Source organism: Pedobacter sp. Leaf176 (genome assembly GCF_001424305.1).
GTDB lineage: Bacteria > Bacteroidota > Bacteroidia > Sphingobacteriales > Sphingobacteriaceae > Pedobacter.
In genome coordinates, this window is record NZ_LMPD01000006.1 from 260,737 (window position 1) to 280,309 (window position 19,573).

20 protein-coding genes are annotated in these 19,573 nt (G+C 36.6%); 11 read left to right on the forward strand and 9 right to left on the reverse strand.

The annotated features are described in order from the left end of the window. Nucleotides 1-27: 27 nt before the first annotated feature. Nucleotides 28-1,278, reverse strand: coding sequence for an ABC transporter permease (locus ASF92_RS17215; RefSeq protein ID WP_082489602.1), 1,251 nt, complete (start codon nt 1,276-1,278; stop codon nt 28-30). A gap of 188 nt (nt 1,279-1,466) precedes the next feature. On the opposite strand from ASF92_RS17215, the gene queA reads away from it, so the two are divergent. Then, nucleotides 1,467-2,516, forward strand: coding sequence for a tRNA preQ1(34) S-adenosylmethionine ribosyltransferase-isomerase QueA (gene queA / locus ASF92_RS17220; protein ID WP_056096102.1), 1,050 nt, complete (start codon nt 1,467-1,469; stop codon nt 2,514-2,516). A 77-nt stretch (nt 2,517-2,593) separates the two neighbouring features. Then, nucleotides 2,594-3,259: a 2-C-methyl-D-erythritol 4-phosphate cytidylyltransferase gene (locus ASF92_RS17225; RefSeq protein ID WP_056096105.1), complete on the forward strand. Its 666-nt coding sequence runs from the start codon at nt 2,594-2,596 to the stop codon at nt 3,257-3,259. A gap of 90 nt (nt 3,260-3,349) precedes the next feature. Here the strand turns inward: ASF92_RS17225 and ASF92_RS21095 are convergent, their stop codons facing one another. The 6 genes from ASF92_RS21095 to ASF92_RS17250 all read right to left on the reverse strand — a co-directional run bounded on the left by ASF92_RS21095 (nt 3,350) and on the right by ASF92_RS17250 (nt 6,481). Continuing rightward, on the reverse strand, nt 3,350-3,508 hold the full coding sequence (locus ASF92_RS21095; protein WP_109924584.1) for a lmo0937 family membrane protein: 159 nt from the start codon (nt 3,506-3,508) through the stop codon (nt 3,350-3,352). A gap of 179 nt (nt 3,509-3,687) precedes the next feature. Further along, nucleotides 3,688-3,909, reverse strand: coding sequence for a DUF2795 domain-containing protein (locus ASF92_RS17230; RefSeq protein WP_010603503.1), 222 nt, complete (start codon nt 3,907-3,909; stop codon nt 3,688-3,690). Between the two features lie 85 nt (nt 3,910-3,994). Beyond that, nucleotides 3,995-4,543 (reverse strand): cob(I)yrinic acid a,c-diamide adenosyltransferase, encoded by a 549-nt coding sequence (locus ASF92_RS17235; protein WP_056096108.1) that lies wholly within the window; start codon nt 4,541-4,543, stop codon nt 3,995-3,997. 73 nt (nt 4,544-4,616) lie between these two features. Further along, the gene (locus tag ASF92_RS17240; RefSeq protein ID WP_056096113.1) at nt 4,617-5,375 is read right to left on the reverse strand and encodes an ABC transporter ATP-binding protein; all 759 of its coding nucleotides are present in this window, start codon (nt 5,373-5,375) and stop codon (nt 4,617-4,619) included. Nucleotides 5,376-5,465: 90 nt separating this feature from the next. Further along, nucleotides 5,466-5,756, reverse strand: a complete 291-nt coding sequence (gatC, locus tag ASF92_RS17245) for an Asp-tRNA(Asn)/Glu-tRNA(Gln) amidotransferase subunit GatC (protein ID WP_056096116.1) — start codon at nt 5,754-5,756, stop codon at nt 5,466-5,468. Next, on the reverse strand, nt 5,753-6,481 hold the full coding sequence (locus ASF92_RS17250; RefSeq protein WP_056096119.1) for a 1-acyl-sn-glycerol-3-phosphate acyltransferase: 729 nt from the start codon (nt 6,479-6,481) through the stop codon (nt 5,753-5,755). The genes gatC and ASF92_RS17250 overlap by 4 nt, the downstream gene beginning before the upstream one ends. A 243-nt stretch (nt 6,482-6,724) precedes the next feature. On the opposite strand from ASF92_RS17250, the gene trpS reads away from it, so the two are divergent. The 7 genes from trpS to yidC all read left to right on the forward strand — a co-directional run bounded on the left by trpS (nt 6,725) and on the right by yidC (nt 13,927). Then, on the forward strand, nt 6,725-7,723 hold the full coding sequence (gene trpS / locus ASF92_RS17255) for a tryptophan--tRNA ligase (RefSeq protein ID WP_056096122.1): 999 nt from the start codon (nt 6,725-6,727) through the stop codon (nt 7,721-7,723). Between the two features lie 82 nt (nt 7,724-7,805). Beyond that, nucleotides 7,806-8,420: a deoxynucleoside kinase gene (locus ASF92_RS17260; RefSeq protein WP_056096126.1), complete on the forward strand. Its 615-nt coding sequence runs from the start codon at nt 7,806-7,808 to the stop codon at nt 8,418-8,420. An 8-nt stretch (nt 8,421-8,428) separates the two neighbouring features. Beyond that, nucleotides 8,429-8,623 (forward strand): DUF5808 domain-containing protein, encoded by a 195-nt coding sequence (locus ASF92_RS21515; protein WP_056096129.1) that lies wholly within the window; start codon nt 8,429-8,431, stop codon nt 8,621-8,623. Beyond that, nucleotides 8,607-9,386 carry a 3-deoxy-manno-octulosonate cytidylyltransferase gene (gene kdsB / locus ASF92_RS17270; protein ID WP_231729851.1) on the forward strand — a complete coding sequence of 260 codons (780 nt, stop codon included), beginning with the start codon at nt 8,607-8,609 and terminating at the stop codon, nt 9,384-9,386. Before ASF92_RS21515 ends, kdsB begins: the two co-directional genes overlap by 17 nt. A 111-nt stretch (nt 9,387-9,497) precedes the next feature. Further along, nucleotides 9,498-10,052: a hypothetical protein gene (locus ASF92_RS17275; RefSeq protein WP_056096135.1), complete on the forward strand. Its 555-nt coding sequence runs from the start codon at nt 9,498-9,500 to the stop codon at nt 10,050-10,052. A 429-nt stretch (nt 10,053-10,481) separates the two neighbouring features. After that, nucleotides 10,482-12,098: a CTP synthase gene (locus tag ASF92_RS17280; protein ID WP_056096138.1), complete on the forward strand. Its 1,617-nt coding sequence runs from the start codon at nt 10,482-10,484 to the stop codon at nt 12,096-12,098. Nucleotides 12,099-12,118: 20 nt separating this feature from the next. Beyond that, complete coding sequence (gene yidC, locus ASF92_RS17285) at nt 12,119-13,927, forward strand: membrane protein insertase YidC (RefSeq protein ID WP_056096140.1); 1,809 nt, start codon at nt 12,119-12,121, stop codon at nt 13,925-13,927. A gap of 68 nt (nt 13,928-13,995) precedes the next feature. Here yidC and ASF92_RS17290 read toward each other — a convergent pair whose 3' ends face one another. Further along, nucleotides 13,996-15,468 carry a glycoside hydrolase family 130 protein gene (locus tag ASF92_RS17290; protein WP_056096142.1) on the reverse strand — a complete coding sequence of 491 codons (1,473 nt, stop codon included), beginning with the start codon at nt 15,466-15,468 and terminating at the stop codon, nt 13,996-13,998. A 148-nt stretch (nt 15,469-15,616) separates the two neighbouring features. Between ASF92_RS17290 and ASF92_RS17295 the strand changes: the two genes are divergently transcribed. After that, nucleotides 15,617-16,798, forward strand: a complete 1,182-nt coding sequence (locus tag ASF92_RS17295) for a GAF domain-containing sensor histidine kinase (protein ID WP_056096145.1) — start codon at nt 15,617-15,619, stop codon at nt 16,796-16,798. Nucleotides 16,799-16,805: 7 nt separating this feature from the next. On the opposite strand, the gene ASF92_RS17300 is transcribed toward ASF92_RS17295, so the two are convergent. Continuing rightward, nucleotides 16,806-17,933 (reverse strand): metallophosphoesterase, encoded by a 1,128-nt coding sequence (locus ASF92_RS17300; RefSeq protein ID WP_231729852.1) that lies wholly within the window; start codon nt 17,931-17,933, stop codon nt 16,806-16,808. A 215-nt stretch (nt 17,934-18,148) separates the two neighbouring features. Here ASF92_RS17300 and ASF92_RS17305 point away from each other — a divergent pair, with 215 nt between their 5' ends. After that, the gene (locus tag ASF92_RS17305) at nt 18,149-19,345 is read left to right on the forward strand and encodes a DUF763 domain-containing protein (RefSeq protein WP_056096149.1); all 1,197 of its coding nucleotides are present in this window, start codon (nt 18,149-18,151) and stop codon (nt 19,343-19,345) included. Nucleotides 19,346-19,573 lie beyond the last annotated feature (228 nt).

Consider the following 19,573-nt stretch of genomic DNA (forward strand, 5'->3'; position numbering starts at 1 on the left):
CTTGAATACCAAAGGTAAAAAATATTATTAGCTCCTTATCGCTTCGACCGGATCCAGTCTTGAGGCGGAATAAGCTGGCCAAAAACCAGATATAGTACCAATGATAACCGATATACCGATTCCTAATACGATGTTGTTCAGACCCAGTATAATATGAAAATCGGTTGCGGCTCCGATAGCCAATGCTAATAGAAAGACCAGTAATAGACCGAGCAGCCCACCTAAAATACAAAGAGAAATTGCTTCAAAAATAAACTGAAGTAATATAAAATACCGTTTAGCTCCCAAAGATTTCTGAATTCCGATAATATTGGTGCGTTCTTTTACGGAAACAAACATGATGTTTGCGATACTAAAACCACCAACCAAAATTGAAAAGCCGCCAATTACCCAGCCAGCGAGGTTCACGACATCAAACATTTTATTTAGCTGATTAGATAAAATGGTTGTTTTATTTAGCGCAAAATCGTCTTCCTGGTTTGGCTTCAAGCGATGTATTGATCGCATTACGCCTCTGAGTTCGCTTTCCACTTCTTCTAAGGAAACATTTTCTGAACCTCTTACCGTGATTTGCGGATTGTATCGTTCATTCTGAATATCTAAAATTCCTTTGGCGAAATTAATTGGAATGTTTACACTTTTATCGAGCGATGTGCCCAGCATATCTTCTCCTTCTTTGATAAAAACACCTACAACAGTTACCCGTCTGCCTAGAATCTGTACCTGTTTTCCAATCGGATCATCCGTACCGAATAATCCTTCGGCAATTTCAGCCCCAATCAAACAAACGGGCGCACCGTTATTACTTTCTGTTTCCGTAAAATAACGACTTCTACCAGGTTCTAATTCAAAATTCCATGTTTTGTTAAAATCCTGCGAAGCAGCCGAAATGTTAATACCTTCGACTGAACCACTTCTGTATTTTATCGTTCTGTTACCAGTAGAAATTTCATAAGTGATGCCATCGGCATGCTCCATTCGTTCTTTTAAGGATGCAAAATCCCTCATAGATGGTTCCGGACGATTTGCATACTTCCACCAGGGATAATTATCGCCGAAACTCCATGGCCATTTTTGTATGTATATTGTATTAGAGCCAAGTTTATCTACGCTGGATTGTAATTTACCACGAAAAGTATCTACTCCTGAAAAAACGAAAATAATTACAAAAATACCTATCGTGATTGCCAGAAGAGACAACATGGTACGCAATTTATTTTGTCGTAGTGCATCAAATGCAAACCGAAAACTCTCGCCTATAAGCCTGAAAATAATCATAATTGTTGTTTAGACACGGAGCAGTAAAAAAGGTTACAGTGAATTTAAAACTAATTAATTTTATTATAATTATTTGTACTTAAGTCAAAAATTCTAAGATAAAAACATTATGTGTACCAATTAGGTATTATAAATACTGAAAAGAAAGATTAAATTCGTATTTTTGCACCTCAAAAAATTCATCAAGAATGAAATTATCACAATTCAAATTTAACTTACCCGAATCATTGGTGGCTAATAATCCCGCCGAACAACGTGATGAAGCACGCTTAATGGTTCTACACAAAGACAGCGGTAAAATTGAACATAAAATCTTTAAAGACGTTTTAGGTTATTTCGACGATAAAGATGTAATGATATTAAATAACACAAAGGTTTTTCCTGCCCGTTTATATGGCAATAAAGAAAAAACCGGTGCTACAATTGAAGTATTTTTACTTCGTGAATTAAATAAAGAATTACGCCTTTGGGATGTTTTGGTCGATCCGGCACGTAAAATTCGTGTAGGAAATAAATTATATTTTGGTGACGACGATTTATTAGTGGCTGAAGTAGTAGACAATACAACTTCACGTGGCCGCACCATTCGGTTTTTATTCGAAGGTACGGACGAGGAGTTTAGAAAAAATGTTGAAATCTTAGGTGAAACACCGCTACCAAAATACATTAAACGCAAAGCTACTGCTGAAGATAAGGAACGTTACCAGACTATTTTTGCAAAACACGAAGGTGCGGTAGCAGCGCCAACGGCGGGTTTACACTTTAGTCGTGAATTAATGAAACGCCTTGAACTAAAAGGTGTTGAGTTTGCTGAAGTTACTTTACACGTCGGTTTAGGAACTTTCAGAACTGTAGAGGTTGAAGATTTAACTAAACATAAAATGGATTCTGAACAATTCATCATCGAGCAAAAAGATGCTGACATTGTTAACAGGGCTTTAGAACAAAAAAGAAAAATCTGCGCGGTTGGTACAACATCAATGCGCTCTATTGAATCTGCAGTTTCCGCAAACAGGACTTTAAAAGCAGCTAACGACTGGACAAGTAAATTCATTTTCCCGCCTTACGATTTTAGTATCGCAAATTCAATGATTACCAATTTCCACACTCCGGAATCTACACTTTTGATGATGGTGAGTGCGTTTGGTGGTTACGAGAATGTTATGAATGCTTACGAGGTTGCTGTAAAAGAAAAATATAAATTTTATAGCTACGGCGATGCCATGCTGATTATCTAATATAGATTTAAGTAGCGAGTATCAAGTATCAAGATAAGTTTCCTGATACTTGATACTTTAATCTTGATACTTAAATTATGAAATACTACGCTGTAATTGTAGCAGGAGGTTCTGGAAATCGAATGCAGACAGAAACTCCGAAGCAATTCCTGTTGCTAAAAAACCTGCCGGTTTTAATGCATACGATAAAAGCTTTTGCGCAAAGCGATTCTCAGCCGAAAATTATTGTTGTACTGCATGTCGACCAGCACACTTATTGGAACAGGCTATGTCAGGAATTCAATTTCAATATTCCTCACCAGGTAATTGCCGGTGGATCAGAGCGTTTCTATTCTGTAAAAAATGCAATTTCAAGTATTGAAGAACAATGTCTTGTTGCAATACACGATGCTGTTCGCCCTTTAGTCTCTACCGAACTTATCGACCGTTGTTTCAGACAGGCGCAGTTGCAAGGAAACGTAATTGCCGCCGTTCAATCGAGCGATAGCATTAGAATGTTTAAAAACGAAAAAACGTCGGCTTTAAAACGCGACGAAATATATTTGGTCCAAACACCACAAACTTTCAGTCTGGAAGTATTGAAGAAAGCTTACCAACAAAATTTTGTGGGTCATTTTACGGATGATGCAAGCGTTGTCGAATCTATTGGTCAGGAAATAAACATTGTGGAAGGCGATAGAAACAACATAAAAATAACCTATCCTGTTGATTTAGCACTCGCAGAACTGCTTTTAAATAATTAAATTAAAAAGGAGTTCTAATTTAGAATCTCCTTTTTAACTATCGTTTGTTTATTAAGTATGAAACTTTTTAAACAAATGGGTTGACCAATTCTATGCCGCCCTGCCTATAACTTTAAGCAAAATTGCAATAACTGCAATCACAAGTAAAACGTGGATGATTCCGCCAACATCTCCGAAGCCGTGGAATACAAAACCTATAACCCAAAGTATTACTAATACTACTGCTACTAAATACAATAAATTTCCCATTTTGTTAATTTTTTAAGTAAATGTTTATGTAGTAACACGACTAACTATCTTTTGTTTACAAAATGTAAAATTTATTTTTAAATAATTATAAATCAGACATTTAATTAATTATTTACAACTTGTAAAAGTAACATTTGAGCAAAAAAAAACCCGACTTAATGTCGGGATTCTAATGTTATTTAATATTCGTCTTCATTAAAGAAGAAGTCTTCTTTAGTTGGATAATCCGGCCAGATTTCTTCTATTGTTTCATAAGGCTCTCCATCGTCTTCTAATGCCTGTAAATTCTCTATTACTTCTACAGGCGCACCTGAACGGATGCCGTAGTCAATTAATTCATCTTTTGTTGCAGGCCATGGTGCGTCTTCCAGGTGGGAAGCTAATTCTAGTGTCCAATACATATCTTCAATTCTATTAAATTCTTATTCTTAATAATGCGCAAAGTATATTAAAATTTTTGAGCAAAACAAACTTATTTTTCAACTATTAAATACGAGGTATCCAAATGCTTTCTTCCGCTTTAAAATCCGCATTCAGTTTTCGTGCCAAAACAAATAAATAATCGCTCAAACGATTCAGATAAACAACTGTACGCTCATCTACAAAGCTGTTTTCAGTCAGAGCAACCGCTAACCGTTCTGCTCTCCGGCACACACACCTGGCGAGATGACAATACGAAACAACTGTATTTCCTCCAGGTAAAACGAAATGCTTTAAAGGCGGCAACACTTCATTCATAGTATCCATTTCCTTTTCCAACAATACAATATCTGAGTCGTTTAAATCCGGGATTTTCATTTGTGATTTTTCAGGATCAGCAGCTAAAGAAGCACCTATTGTAAATAATCTGTCCTGAATTTCTTTTAGCAAAGCCTGATGATGAATCTGGATATCCTGACACCTGATTAGTCCGATGTACGAATTTAATTCATCAACTGTTCCATAGGTTTCGATACGTAAGTGATGTTTCGGTACCCGGGTGCCGCCTATCAATGAAGTTTGACCTTTATCGCCGGTTTTAGTGTAGATTTTCATGCTCAAAAGTAGTATGTATTAATTTGTAAGTTTTAAGTACAAGGTGAAACTTACAACTTATTACTTAAAACTTTTAATTTATTTTTTCCCAATCGCTTCCGCTTTCTCTTAGCGCTTGTAAACGAGGGGAAACATTTTTTATGTCTGTGTTGACGTAATCATTTTCGATAAGACCGTCACGCATACGCACAATACGATGTGCATGTTGAGCAATATCTTCTTCGTGTGTAACCAGAATAATTGTGTTGCCCTTACTATGAATTTCTTCAAGTAAGCCCATAATTTCAATAGAAGTTTTGGTATCTAAATTACCTGTCGGCTCATCGGCGAGTATAATAGACGGATCGTTAATTAAAGCACGCGCAACAGCAACACGTTGACGTTGACCACCAGACAGTTCATTGGGCTTGTGATCCATACGATTACCTAAACCTACATTTTCCAAAGCTTTTTTTGCACGTTCATCCCTGTCTTTTTTACTGTTTCCTGCATAAATTAGAGGCAAAGCGACGTTATCCAGTGAAGTTGACCGGGGAAGCAGGTTAAAAGTCTGAAAAACAAAGCCGATCTCCTGGTTACGGACTTCTGCAAGCGCATCATCCGTCATATGGCTAACATCCGTGCCATTTAGTGTATAAGTTCCGCTCGACGGTGTGTCCAAACAACCCAGAATGTTCATTAGAGTGGATTTTCCAGAACCTGACGGCCCCATTAGTGCCACAAACTCGCCTTTATTTATATCTAAACTAACTGATTTTAAAGCATGAATAACTTCGGTACCGATAACATATTTACGACCAATTTCCTTAATTGTGATGAGTGGTTGCGACATAGTTTTTATTTTTTAGACAAGGATTAGGGTAAGGATGTTACAGGAGTCTCTAAATTTATACTGCTGCTGCTCAAACGATAAATTTTTGAACTATTTTTCAATTATTTTTGGAACCATAAAAAACTGATCGCTGTGTTTTGCGGCATTTTTCAAACCATCAAAAGTTGCTATGTCTTGTTGAACTTCGTCTTCACGCCAAACATTGGTAGCTTCATTCATGTAAACCAAAGGTTTAACATCCGTAGTATCTAATTCGTTTAACTTCTCCATAAACGATAAAATCTTGTTCATTTCAGGAATTAGGGTATCTACTTCACTTTCACCAATATGAATTCTGGCCAGCTCAGCTATTTTATGGATGGTTTTCGAGTCTAAATTCATAATATTAGTTTACTGTTGATTAAATTAAAAACCTCATCTTTCAGCGTATCGGTATCAGTGTATGATAATCCTGAGGTATCAATCGGTTTATGGATGTAAATATCGCAAATTCCCGGCTTACTTCCATACATCGTACCGTCATCCCAGCTTATTTTCCACACATTAATAATACTTACCGGTACTATCGGGATATTTTTTTCAATAGCCAACCTAAATGGACCGTTCTTAAACTCGCTAAGTTTAGGTGGGTAATGGTCGTCGATTTTTCCTTCCGGAAAAATAATAAGGCTCATCCCTTTCTCCAAATTCTCACCCGCTTTTTTAAAAGCCCTGAAAGCCGATATTTTGCTGTTTCTGTTCACTGCAATATCAATCGTTTTAAAAAAAATCCCTAATACAGGATTATTCAATAGTTCATCCTTCCCCATAAAATGATACCTGCCCTTAGCCAGAATACAGAATATCATGATATCAAGATTTGATGTATGATTTGCACAATAGATATATGTTTGGTTTTTTTTTATTTTTTCTTCAAACTGATATGAAAAAAAAATACCCGAAAACAAACTGCTGAGCAAACTATTTGTCTTTCTGAAAAAATTTAAAACACTATAATACCTGGAGTTACGGGAGCTCAAATAATATAAAGGATAAAAAAGAAAGAAAAAAAACAGTATCCAGAAAAGATACCATACACGATGCGCTCGCCTCAAAAACATAATCATAGATAGTCAAAAAAATATAAGTTAGTATTTATTTTATAAAATAAATCAATTTAACCAGTTTACATGCTGATCTTTAAAGAAGCGCATTTTACCGGTGTAAAAATGATCGGTTGCAAATAAAGTTTATTCCTAACATAGAGGTTATCCTTTTAGGTTAGTATCATCATTTGTATAAAATACTTATGTGATAAAATTAATATAGAATACCTTTTGATGCCATTTTATTTTTAATTTCGTGCCATTATGAAAGAAACAGTGGTGAGCGGCATTCGCTCTACAGGAAAATTACATTTAGGCAATTATTATGGTGCAGTAAAAAACTTTGTGCAAATGCAAAATGATTATAACTGCTACTTTTTTATTGCTGATTTACACTCCTTAACAACACACCCCACCCCTGCCGATTTACACGGCAATATAAAGCATGTTTTAATCGAATACCTTGCAAGTGGAATTGACCCTGAAAACAGTACAATTTACATACAAAGTGACGTTCCGGAAATTGCAGAGCTCTATCTTTATCTGAATATGAATGCTTATATGGGCGAACTTGAGCGGAGTACATCTTTTAAAGATAAGGTGCGTTCCAACCCTGATAACGTGAATGCCGGATTACTGACATACCCGGTTTTGATGGCAGCAGACATATTAATTCACAAGGCGACAAAGGTGCCTGTAGGAAAAGACCAGGAACAACATTTGGAAATGGCCCGTACTTTTGGGAACCGTTTTAATCGCCTTTATCATACGGAATATTTCCCCGAACCTTATGCTTTCAGTTTTACCGAAAAGCTTGTCAAAGTACCTGGTTTAGATGGAAAAGGAAAAATGGGTAAATCAGAAGGTGAGGCTAACGCTGTTTATTTGTCAGATGATCCGGATACCATACGAAAAAAAGTAATGAGAGCAGTGAGCGATGGTGGACCAACTGAGGAAAATCAGCCTAAGCCCGAACCCATCCAAAACCTGTTTGATTTAATGAAGGTCGTGTCGAGTGCCGACACACATTTGCATTTCGATGATCTATATAATAAAATGCAGATACGCTATGGCGATTTTAAAAAACAATTGGCAGAAGATATGATTATTGCAACCACTCCAATGCGCGAACGCATTCAGGATATTGCAAAAGATGATGCTTATTTGAGGCAGGTTGCTAAACATGGCGCTTTGAAGGCTCGCGAAAGCGCACAGAAAACCATAAGGGAAGTGCGTAGTTTAATCGGGTTTAAGAGTTTTTAATTAATAATTGTGTTAAGTGCGTATTGGCGGTTGGCGTGTAAAATGCTTATTGCAATGCGCTTAATCGCAAAACGCAAAAAATATGCATATAGCAATAGTAGGAAACATAGGCGCAGGCAAAACCACTTTAACAGGTTTGCTGGCAAAAAATTATGGCTGGGAAGCTTTATATGAGGCAGTGGATAACAATCCCTATCTCGAAGACTTTTACAGCGACATGAAGCGCTGGAGTTTTAACCTTCAAATTTATTTTCTTAATAGTCGTTTTCAGCAAATTACCGACATTGAAGTAAATAAACGTAATGTTATTCAAGACAGGACAATATACGAAGACGCTCATATTTTCGCCGAGAATCTGCACGATATGGCGTTAATGACAACCCGCGACCATGATAATTACCGGGCCATTTTCGACAACATTACTTCATTCATCAAACCACCCGATTTATTGGTTTACTTAAGGGCATCAGTTCCAACATTGGTAAATAACATTCAGCGTCGAGGACGTGAATATGAAGCAGGTATCCGTATTGATTATTTATCAAAATTAAATGAAAAATATGAAGCATGGATTAAGGGGTATAACCTCGGTAAATTATTAATTTTAGATAAGGACAGGTTAGATTTTACTAATAATCCAGAAGATTTAGGCCAGGTTATTCAATCTATTGAGGCAGAAATAAACGGTTTATTTTAAATTAGGCCGTGGGCAAAGATTTTCGACACGATAATCCCGAAAACTGGAAATGGGGATTGTTTTATTTCAACAGAGATGATTCCCGAATCATAGTTCCCAAACAAATGGTGGGGTTAGGCTGGACTTTTAATTTCGCCCATCCAATTTCATTTATATTTATAGCACTTATATTTGCATTTGTTGCTTATGAAATTTACCACTAGTATGAGCATTCCTAAAATCATCGGCATAATTCCTGCCCGCTTTGCTTCCACTCGTTTTCCCGGGAAACCTTTGGTGGATATTGCAGGTAAAAGCATGATTCGACGCGTTTATGAACAGGCTTCTAAAGCAGAAAGTTTAACTAAAGTGGTTGTAGCAACTGATGATGAACGGATTGCTGAAGAGGTTAAAAAGTTTGGAGGGGATTTTGTCTTTACCGCTCCGACCCACCAAAGCGGTACGGACAGATGTGCAGAAGTTATTGAACAAATGCCAGATTTCGATATCGTAATAAACATTCAGGGTGATGAGCCTTTTATTGAACCGGCGCAAATTGACTTACTTGCGAGTTGTTTTATTGAAAAAAAAGTACAATTAGCTACTTTAATCAAATCTATTGAAAGCCAGGAAAGCATTTATAATCCAAACAGTCCCAAAGTTGTAATTGATGTGAACGGAAGGGCAATTTATTTCAGCCGTAGTCCGATTCCATTTATTAGAAACAGCGAGCCCGGTTTATGGGCTGAAAAACATCATTTTTATAAACATATAGGTATTTACGGCTATCGTACTGACGCCTTGAAAGCCATCACAAAATTGTCACCGTCATCATTGGAAATAGCCGAAAGCCTTGAACAATTACGTTGGATAGAGAATGGTTTTTACATACAGACCAAAATTACAAACTCAGAAACCATTGCAATAGATACACCAGAAGATTTAGTCAAATTGAATAAATTGTTAGACGCATTGAAACTGGAATAGTTGATTGATATCGCTGCAAACCAGTTCCTTTGTCGACGGTTAACTCATAATTTCTCCAACTCAATATCTTTATTAGGTTTCAACAAATTATAAAATTAGTATTTTTGGTTTATGAGAAAATTATTGCTCTTATTGTTATTCCCTTTATTTTTCTTTTCTTGTAATTCCGGCGACAAAAAGAAATCAAATTCTATTGAGTTTAAAAACGTTAATTCGAGTGTATTAAGGTCTTTTTCTGATTTAAATACTAAAGATACTTTCAAAATTGAGTTAACAGGTAGAAAACCCGAAGAAATGGTTTTGAATTTCACCATCAAAAATGCCAAAGGTCTGGAGATCTACAATACTAAAATTAAAGGAACAGATCTTTTAGATAACACCGATCCAAATATCGATTTATCTAAAGAAAAAGATCAGGTCATTTTCTTAAAAACCATCGCTGACGATTTTTTTGCAGAGGATAACTTTCTGGAGCCTGCTGTAATGCCCGAAGATAAAGCCGACAATTATGTTCCTGATAAAGCGCTATATGAAGAGTTAAAAAAAACCAGACTAAACGGCTTCAAATATCGTCTGGGGAAAGAGAACAACCTCTATATTGCCTGGAGCGAGAAAGAAAAAAAGGTAAAAATCTATTACAACTGCTGTGAATTAAATAAACCCTGAATGCGTAAGGATGAAATTCCTAAAATCTAAACACCAACTACGCAAGTTTACGGTTGATAGATTGGACGGCAAATACAACACAGTAAATTTGTTTGTTAAAATCAAAATATCGACTAGTAACATAACCATTTTAAAAAATGATGGCCACTGTTAATGGACAATTGATTAACAACAAAAATTATTTTCAAAGATGATCGATTTCTATACCCTTTAAGACGACAAAAGAAATCCCAGGAAGATATAAGCGATAAAGAAAGAACTCTACAATGAATATTTTAAGGTCTTTATTTTTGTAAAACAATCAATATCAATCAGATAATATTCCCAAAAAATATTGTGTAAACGCCCTGAAACGGGGATAATTTTTCGTACCTTTGTATCCCGTACAAAAAGCAACAATATTTGCATTTGTTGTAAAAAATCACAAACATGACTAAGTATATTTTTGTTACGGGCGGTGTTACTTCCTCTTTAGGAAAGGGCATCATTTCCGCTTCTTTAGCTAAACTTTTACAGGCACGGGGCTACCGTGTAACCATTCAAAAATTTGATCCGTACATCAATATCGATCCGGGAACACTGAATCCATACGAACATGGCGAATGCTTTGTAACGGAAGATGGTGCAGAAACGGATTTGGACCTTGGTCATTATGAACGCTTCCTTAACGTTCCAACATCACAGGCAAACAACATCACAACTGGTCGTATTTACCAGAACGTAATCAATAAAGAACGTAAAGGTGAATACTTAGGTAAAACCGTTCAGGTTGTACCGCACATTACCGATGAGATTAAGCGTAACATGAGCATTCTCGGTGAAAGTGGTGAATTTGACATCGTTATCACTGAGCTTGGCGGTACGGTTGGCGATATCGAATCTCTACCATTTATAGAAGCTGTTCGCCAGTTTAAATGGGAACAGGGAAACAGCAATGCAATTGTAATCCATCTAACATTAATACCTTATCTTGCAGCTGCAGGTGAGTTAAAAACTAAACCAACACAACACTCTGTAAAGGCTTTACTTGAATATGGTATTCAGCCCGATATTCTGGTTTGCCGTACAGAACACCATATTTCTCAAGACATCAGAAAAAAAATTGCACTTTTTTGTAACGTTAACGTCAATGCAGTAATCGAATCAATGGATGCGTCTACAATTTACGATGTGCCCCTACTGATGTTAAAAGAGCAATTGGATAAGACCGTTTTGGCAAAATTAAAGCTTCCGACCAAAAATGATCCGGACATGGAAAGCTGGAAAGATTTCCTGGGTCGTTTGAAAAACCCTACCGCAGAAGTTAAAATCGGTTTAATAGGTAAATATGTTGAATTGCCTGATGCTTACAAATCAATAATTGAATCTTTTGTACATGCAGGATCCAAAAATGAATGCAAAGTCAGGGTAGAATACATTCATTCGGAAGGCATTTTCCCAGACAATGTAAAAGAAAAACTAGGGCATTTACAAGGTGTTTTAGTCGCGCCTGGTTTCGGAAGCCGTGGTATTGAAGGTAAAATAGACGCCATTAAATTTGTGCGTGAAAATAACATTCCTTTCTTTGGAATTTGCTTGGGCATGCAATGTGCTGTCATTGAATACGGACGCAATGTTTTAGGCTTAGAAGGTGCCCACACGGTAGAAATCGAAGAAAACGCCAAGCATCCGGTCATCAATATGATGGAAGAGCAAAAAAAGATAACCAATAAAGGCGGTACAATGCGTTTAGGGGCATATCCATGTGATGTTAAAAAAGGCACAAAAGCATTTGCTATCTACGGGAAACAGCATATCAGCGAACGCCACCGTCATCGTTATGAATTCAATAATAATTATTTGAAGCAATATGAAGAGGCGGGTATGGTTGCCTCCGGCATTAACCCTGAATCAGGCCTGGTAGAAATTATTGAGTTGAAAAACCATCCTTTTTTCGTAGGCGGGCAATTTCACCCCGAATTAAAATCAACAGTAGCAAATCCTCACCCACTTTTTGTTAAATTTGTGGCCGCTGCAATGGAGTATGCTAAAAAGAAAACAAATTAAAGGCAGCATAAAAACAAATAATGGATAGAAATACCTTTACAGGATTATTCCTGATTATGATCATCTTAGGCGGATCATTCTACTTCTTCAGACCAAGTGAAGCAGAACTAAAAAAAGCCAAGGAAACTGAAAGAATAGATTCTCTTAAAAAAGCAGGTGCTGTGATAGCACCGAAAGATACGGTAATAAAAGCTACACCAACCACGCCGGTTGTTGATTCCCTTGCATTAAAAGGTCCTTTCGGAACTGCAATTACCGGTACCGAAGCGAAAACAGTCCTAGAAAACGAAAAATTATTAATAACCTTATCCAATAAAGGCGGTAAAATTTTATCAGTAGAAGTAAAAGGACAAAAAACTTTTGATGGCAAACCGTTAATTCTTTTCGATGGCGGCACTAACAAATTTGGCTTAAATCTGAATGCAGCAGGTAAAGTTGTCAATACGAATGATTTGTATTTTACGCCTGTTAAGGCTGGAAGTAAAGTAACCATGCATGCCGATTATGGTACAAATGCATATGTTGAATATACCTATGATTTAAAGGCGCTTAGCAATAAAGTTGCTTTCAATATTAATTTAGTAGGCTTGCAACAAGTTATTTCTGGTAACAGCGTTAACTTAAACTGGGAAACGACTTTACTCCAGCAGGAAAAATCCATTGAAAGCGAACACCGTTATTCTGCTCCTTATTACAAATATTTAGACGGTGACGTCGACCATTTGAGTGTTTCCAAAGATGAAAAAGAAGAGTTGACGAAAGGGAAAATTCAATGGATCTCATTTAAACAACACTTTTTCTCTGCTTCATTAATTGCTAAGCAAGCTTTCGAAAAAGGAAACCTGGAAGTTAAAATTCCAACTGCTCCTGGCCAGATTAAATTTTATGCTGCCAATATGCAATTGCCATATGCGCATCAAGCTAACCAGACGTACGAAATGGAATTCTATTTTGGAACCAATAAGTTTTCAGCGTTGAAAGCGCAAGGTTATGATTTAGAACAGCAGGTAGATATGGGTTACTGGCCATTAAAATACGTTAACCGTTTCATTGTTCTACCGGTTTTCAACTTCCTTAACGGCTTCGGATGGAATTACGGGTTAATTATTTTTGCCTTGACCATCCTCCTTAAACTAGCTTTATCGCCATTAACATACAAGTCATACCTGTCTATGGCTAAAATGAGGGTTCTTAAACCTGAAATGGATGAAATTAAAGCAAAAGTTGGTGAAGATAACCCGACTCTAGTACAACAGGAATATTTAAAGCTATATAAAAAGGCTGGTGTAAACCCGTTAGGCGGATGCTTACCGATGGTTTTACAATTGCCATTGGTAATGGCCTTCTTCTTCTTCTTCCCGAACTTATTTGAGCTGAGGCAGGAAAGTTTCCTTTGGATGAAAGATTTATCAACTTATGACGAGTTCATCCGTTTCGGTGTGAAGATTCCTTTTATAGGTGATCACTTAAGTTTGATGTGTGTATTGATGACCATCTCTACATTAATCATGACTTATTTTAACAATCAGGTTTCGGGCGCTACAGGACAAATGAAGTACATCGGTTACATTATGCCGGTTATCTTCTTAGGGGTATTAAATAGCTATCCGGCAGGTTTGAACTACTATTATTTCTTAGCCAACTTAATGACTTTCGGACAGCAGTTCCTAATCCGTAAAATGGTTGATGATGATAAAATCCACGCTTTAATTCAACAAAACAAAGCAAGACCTGCTGATGAGAAAAAGAAAAAATCTAAATTTCAACAACGTTTAGATGATTATATGCGTCAACAACAGCAGCAGTTGCCTACAAAAGGTAAAAAGTAACGATTGCTTATACAAATAATAAAAAGGCCTGAATACTCATCATATTCAGGCCTTTTTCTGCTTAGAAATTACTTCCCGTTGTTTTCTAACAACTTATTCAGTAGCAATTCCAAATTGACTGTTGCGAACGAAGAACTATAATCGGATAAACCATAAGGAATAATTAATTCTCCATTGCTAATAATAGAGCCGCATGAATAAACAACGTTGGGTACATAACCTTCACGCTCATCGTTGTTTGGGATAATTAATGGTTCCTTTAAATGTCCGATTTCTTTGCTTGGATCTTCAAGGTCTAATAAACTCACACCTATACAGTAACGCCTCATTGGCCCTACGCCATGTGTAATTACGACCCACCCTTTGTCGGTTTCTATTGGAGAACCACAATTTCCGATTTGTACCAGATCCCAGTCGAACCTAGGTTGTTTTAATAGTATCGGGTTTTCCCATACATTTATTTTATCTGAAAACATTAAATAATTATTCCAGCCATCAATACGGCTCATCATGACGTATTTACCTTTAATCTTTCTGGGAAAAAGTGCCAGGTTTTTATTTTGTGCACCATCCCCATATAATGGGATGACTTTAAACTCATAAAAATCTTCTGTTTGAACCAACTTAGGAATGATTAGCGAACCGTCAAAAGCTGTGTATGTTGCGTAGTAAACAATTCTCCCGTCTTCTTTAATAAATTTAACGAAACGCGCATCTTCAATTCCCTTACGTTCGAACTCAGAAATAGGGAAAATTACGCGGTCAGAAATATCAGTATCTTTTGAAAAGGTTATGGTATGATAGGTGTCCGATAGCCAGAGTACTTTATCATATTCAATTAAACGTTGAGCGTTTTCTTTATGTAACGTCTTGGAATCTTTAATGATGTTACTCAAACTTGTGTATTCAAATTTGTCATCCAGCTTGGTTTCCATTTCTTCCAGCACGGAAGCATCAATTTGTGCATAAGCCGCTTTTTTCAAGAACATACGTTTTACGTAGATGGCATTTTTTACAACCTCAGCCTCATCCACATAATTTCCAACAGGCAACACCTGTATGTTATTTTTTGCATCTATTAATGCCCTCCTGAACACAATAGAAGAAATATGTCCTTCGCCGACTGCTCTAAAGCTAATGATTACCCGCTTTTCGCCTTCTACCAGATCGGTTTGATCGGGATCTTCGATTATACTCGGGTTAAAAAAGGCCGCCGATTCAATTGAGTATTCATGGGTAAAATAAGCACCTATTAATAAACGCATATAAGAATCTAAACTCTCGTAGTCAACATTAAGCGTAGCAAATTGCTTTTTGAGTTTCTTACAGTGGCGATTTAATATTTTGGTAATATTTCTATGGCGCTTAGAATATTCCTGAAGGATTGGTGAAATCAATGAAAAAACTTTATCATCTGAAAATTGAAGCACTTTCGTTATTACTTGCAAGGCTCTCTCCTCACCATTGAAGAAGAATCTGGCAATAACTCTTTTTGTATCGGGGTTTACTTTTACAGGTTTTCGTTCTATATGCAGTCTCATTTTATAACATTGTTAATGATTAGGCTTAATATTATCTCGTGATATCAATCGTTATAACTAACTAATTTACTTATTAATTGTTTCGATCTTTATCTTTTTCACAACACAGGTAAATATTAATATTTAACTTTGAATTTCTTTTATCATTATGACTAAAATCAGTTTTCCTGAAAATATTATTCCTGCTAACGAGGAAAATCGATTTGAAAAATTAACATCATTTGAAATTTTAGATACCCCAGCCGAAAAGGCATTTGATACAATTGCCTCACTGGCAGCTGAAGTTTTCAATGTACCAATGGCTGGCATCAATTTCATAGCTAAGGAATATGTATTCTTCAAATCTAACATCGGCAATATAGAAAAAAGTAATCTGAGGAAAAATAGTTTGTGCTCAATTGCTATGTTAAGTGAAGACGTTACTGTTATCGATGATAAGACAGACGATATCAGGTTAAATAACTATAACGATGAAGTCAGGTTTTACGCTGCTGCACCACTCTTAACCGACGATGGATACGCTTTGGGTACATTATGCGTATCGGATGTTGTTCCGCACAATCCTGATAGCAGGCAGTTAACGATTTTAAAATCATTGGCGACTATGGTAATGGATAAGCTTGAAACCAGAATTTCCATTCGAAAAACCTTGCAGGCCCAAGATGACAGGCTGCATGTGCTCGTGCACGATTTAAAGAATCCGATGACTACCATATCCCTTCAATCTGAATTAATGAGCAGGATAACTGGAGTTGATGAAAAAATTACGTTAATTGCAGGGAAAATTAATGCGCAATCTAAAAGTATCATCGATAAACTCAACCATATACTTTCATCGGCAAAAAGCGTAAAAGGTACTTATAAACTTCAGAAGGAAAAGCTGAATATTATTGATGTTTTTAATGAAATAAAAAATATTACCTCGCTTTCTGCTAAGAAGAAATTACAAACCGTTCTGATCGATATCAAACAAAACATCGAAATCTATTCAGAAAAAGGAAAATTTATTGAAATTTTTAAACAGCTTATCGGCAACGCCATTAAGTTTTCTAACTATGGTACTGAAATCAAAGTTTTGGTGTTTAAAAATAGCGAAACAATAACCATTGCAGTTAAAGATAGTGGAATTGGGTTAAACGAGGCAGACCTTGAGCAGGTTTTTACGAAATTTGCTGTTATGAGTTCTTATGCCACAGATAACGAGAACGCAAATGGTTTGGGCTTAGCATTAGTTAAAATGCTGGTCGATCTGCACAAAGGAAAAATATGGGCAGAAAGTGACGGAAAAAACCAGGGCAGCACTTTCTATGTCGAATTGCCTATTAAATAAATGATTATTAAAGCAAATCTTCAAGTTTCATTTCTTCAAGTACAAATCTTTCAGACATGTCCCCATTTTTATAAGACCATTTTATTAACCTGATTAAGCTCGATTCAATTTCTATTCCGGTTATATCTCCATCACTAAAGCAGCAACAACCTGAGTTGAAATAGGCAGATTTATATTTATTTATAACAGGCGGCTCTTCGCCTTTCGCAGCCAATTTATGCAATTCTAAAGTTAAGTTATCGACCTCAATCGTATTTTTTTCACCAACAGCCTTTTTTAATTTTACGTACAGGCGTTCCAGATAGGTCAGAGATGCGAAAACGGGCTGGTGCGTATGTCCTGTAATTAAAGCAACCCCATTCTGATTCTGAACCCAATCATACATTAATATATTGTGTTCCGTTTTTAGCTGATTATTATAAGCGGGTGTGTTCAGGTTTATTCTTAAGTAGGCTTGCAGAGGAGCCCATATCGTACTCACAAACCATTTGCTGAACCAATTTCCATCACTTTGTAGATCGCCCTGGTGGCCATGCGTTAAAAAAACATCTAACTTTTTTCCATTTAAATTAAAACGGAGAATTGCACCCTCATAAATACGAATTACTTCTCCGTATATCCTCTTTAAGTTAAATTGAGATAAGGGATCGTTATCCCAGTATAAATCGTGATTTCCGAATATTTTAGTAAAAGCTTTTCGTTTTATAAATGTTTTTTCCGCTTCAAAAGTTGCCTTGTTATGTTTGATAACTGATTCGAGTAAATTTTCCCAAAGCTCTTCACTATCGCCCAGATTTACATAGATAAACTGCCTTGCTTCATAGTACTCAAGTGCCTTCAAATAGTTTTTTTCCGCTAAAGCGAAGTCATCCGAAAAATCCCTGCCCCCTTTATGTTGATCAGATAGAACAATAATTTTATGCCCTTCGTTAAGTTCATAAATTTCACCTCTTTTACCCGGATGAGAATTTATATTGTCATAAAGTTTCGACAAGGCTTCATGGATGCGCGCTCTGTCTGGCCTGGAGCCAAATTTGTTCGACATCCTGATGATCCAGGCGTTAAGTAATTTCTGTAAAAGTCTTCTCATTTCGAAAGCGTTATCAATAGCAATCTTAACAAAAATAAAATACATTAGTTTAGTGACAATAAGCGTCCGTCTAATTTATATGATCAAAATGTTCATTACTCATTTTTTGACAGAAAAATTAATGTTCTATTGATTTCAAGCGTAAATCGATTGTTTAATGATGGTATCAAAGAGCACAAACACATTGTTAGATAATCGTATTATTTTATTTCTTCTGAATGCACTAATAATCTTTAAAATATTTACTAAATTTGTTAGTATTGAAACGATCAGGAAGCGCAGATTTACCATTACATTATGGCCATGTACCGCCCTGGCTTGCCGAGCGTATGGCCAAACTTGGTCTGGCAATTACTGAATCCATCTTAGCAGAATATGGCAAGGCTGAAGTTATCAGACGGCTAAGTAATCCATTCTGGTTTCAGAGCCTGGGAGCGGTTATGGGGATGGACTGGCATTCTTCGGGTATTACAACATCTGTAATGGGTGCCTTGAAAAAATCCATAAATCCCTTGTCTAAAGAGTTGGGCATATACATCTGCGGAGGAAAGGGAAAGCATAGCCGTGAAACACCTGCCGAACTTCTAAGAGTTGCTGATAGAACGGGTTTAAACGGAAATGAACTGGTTCGTGCCAGTAAATTGAGTGCCAAGGTTGATAATACTGCGATCCAGGATGGTTTCCAGCTTTACCTGCACAGTTTTAGTTTGAGCAGTGAGGGTGACTGGGCTGTTGTTCAGCAAGGAATGAGCAACTCTAGTTCAACCGCGCGGAGGTACCATTGGCATTCAGAAAACCTTAAATCATTTGTTGAAGAACCGCATACCGGTATCTGCGGCATCAACCAGGGAAAAATTCTAAATTTAACAGCTAACGACGCTTCAACAACGAGGGCAAGCATGTTAGCGATTACTGATGAAAGGCCAAATCAAATGATTGCAGAAATACAAAAACTAGTTATGCCTGCGCACCATGATTTAAAAGCGAAAGATGTGGACTTAAAGCGACTGGGCAGTATTTTGTGGCTGGCTCAGGAAAAAAAACCATCGGATTTTGAAGAACTCTTAATGCTGGAAGGTATGGGTCCGAGAACATTGCAATCCATGGCTTTAGTAAGCGAAGTTATTTACGGAACGCCTTCTCGCTTTAGTGATCCGGCAAGGTTTTCTTTTGCTAACGGAGGAAAAGATGGTCATCCTTTTCCAGTTCCCGTAAATGTTTATGACGAAACCATAAGGGTTTTGCAGAAGGCAATTGATATGGCAAAAATCGGAAATAGCGATAAACAGCAAGCAATAAAATCCCTCCATCAGATTTCAAAAAATGCGGAACAGAATTTTACCCCAAACATGGATTTTAATAAAGTTATAGAAAAAGAGCGATCAGATAGCTGGAAATACGGTGGAAGGACAGTCTTTGGAATTCAGAAGTCAGAAATACAAATGAAGCTGTTTTAATACTGCTATAATCGTCAATTGCGGTTTGTTTACAGAGCTAAGAGTTTGTTACAGACAACCATTAGAACATGACTCACTGGTAACAGGCCAGGTTATAAGGGCTTTATTTCTAGGAGGCATCAGCGTTTAAATACTTTCCCATCAAATCCATATTCTTTAAACCTTTTGAGTTCTTATTTTGGATTTAGATTCTATTATTAACACCTTAAACAAATATTACCAGTGCTG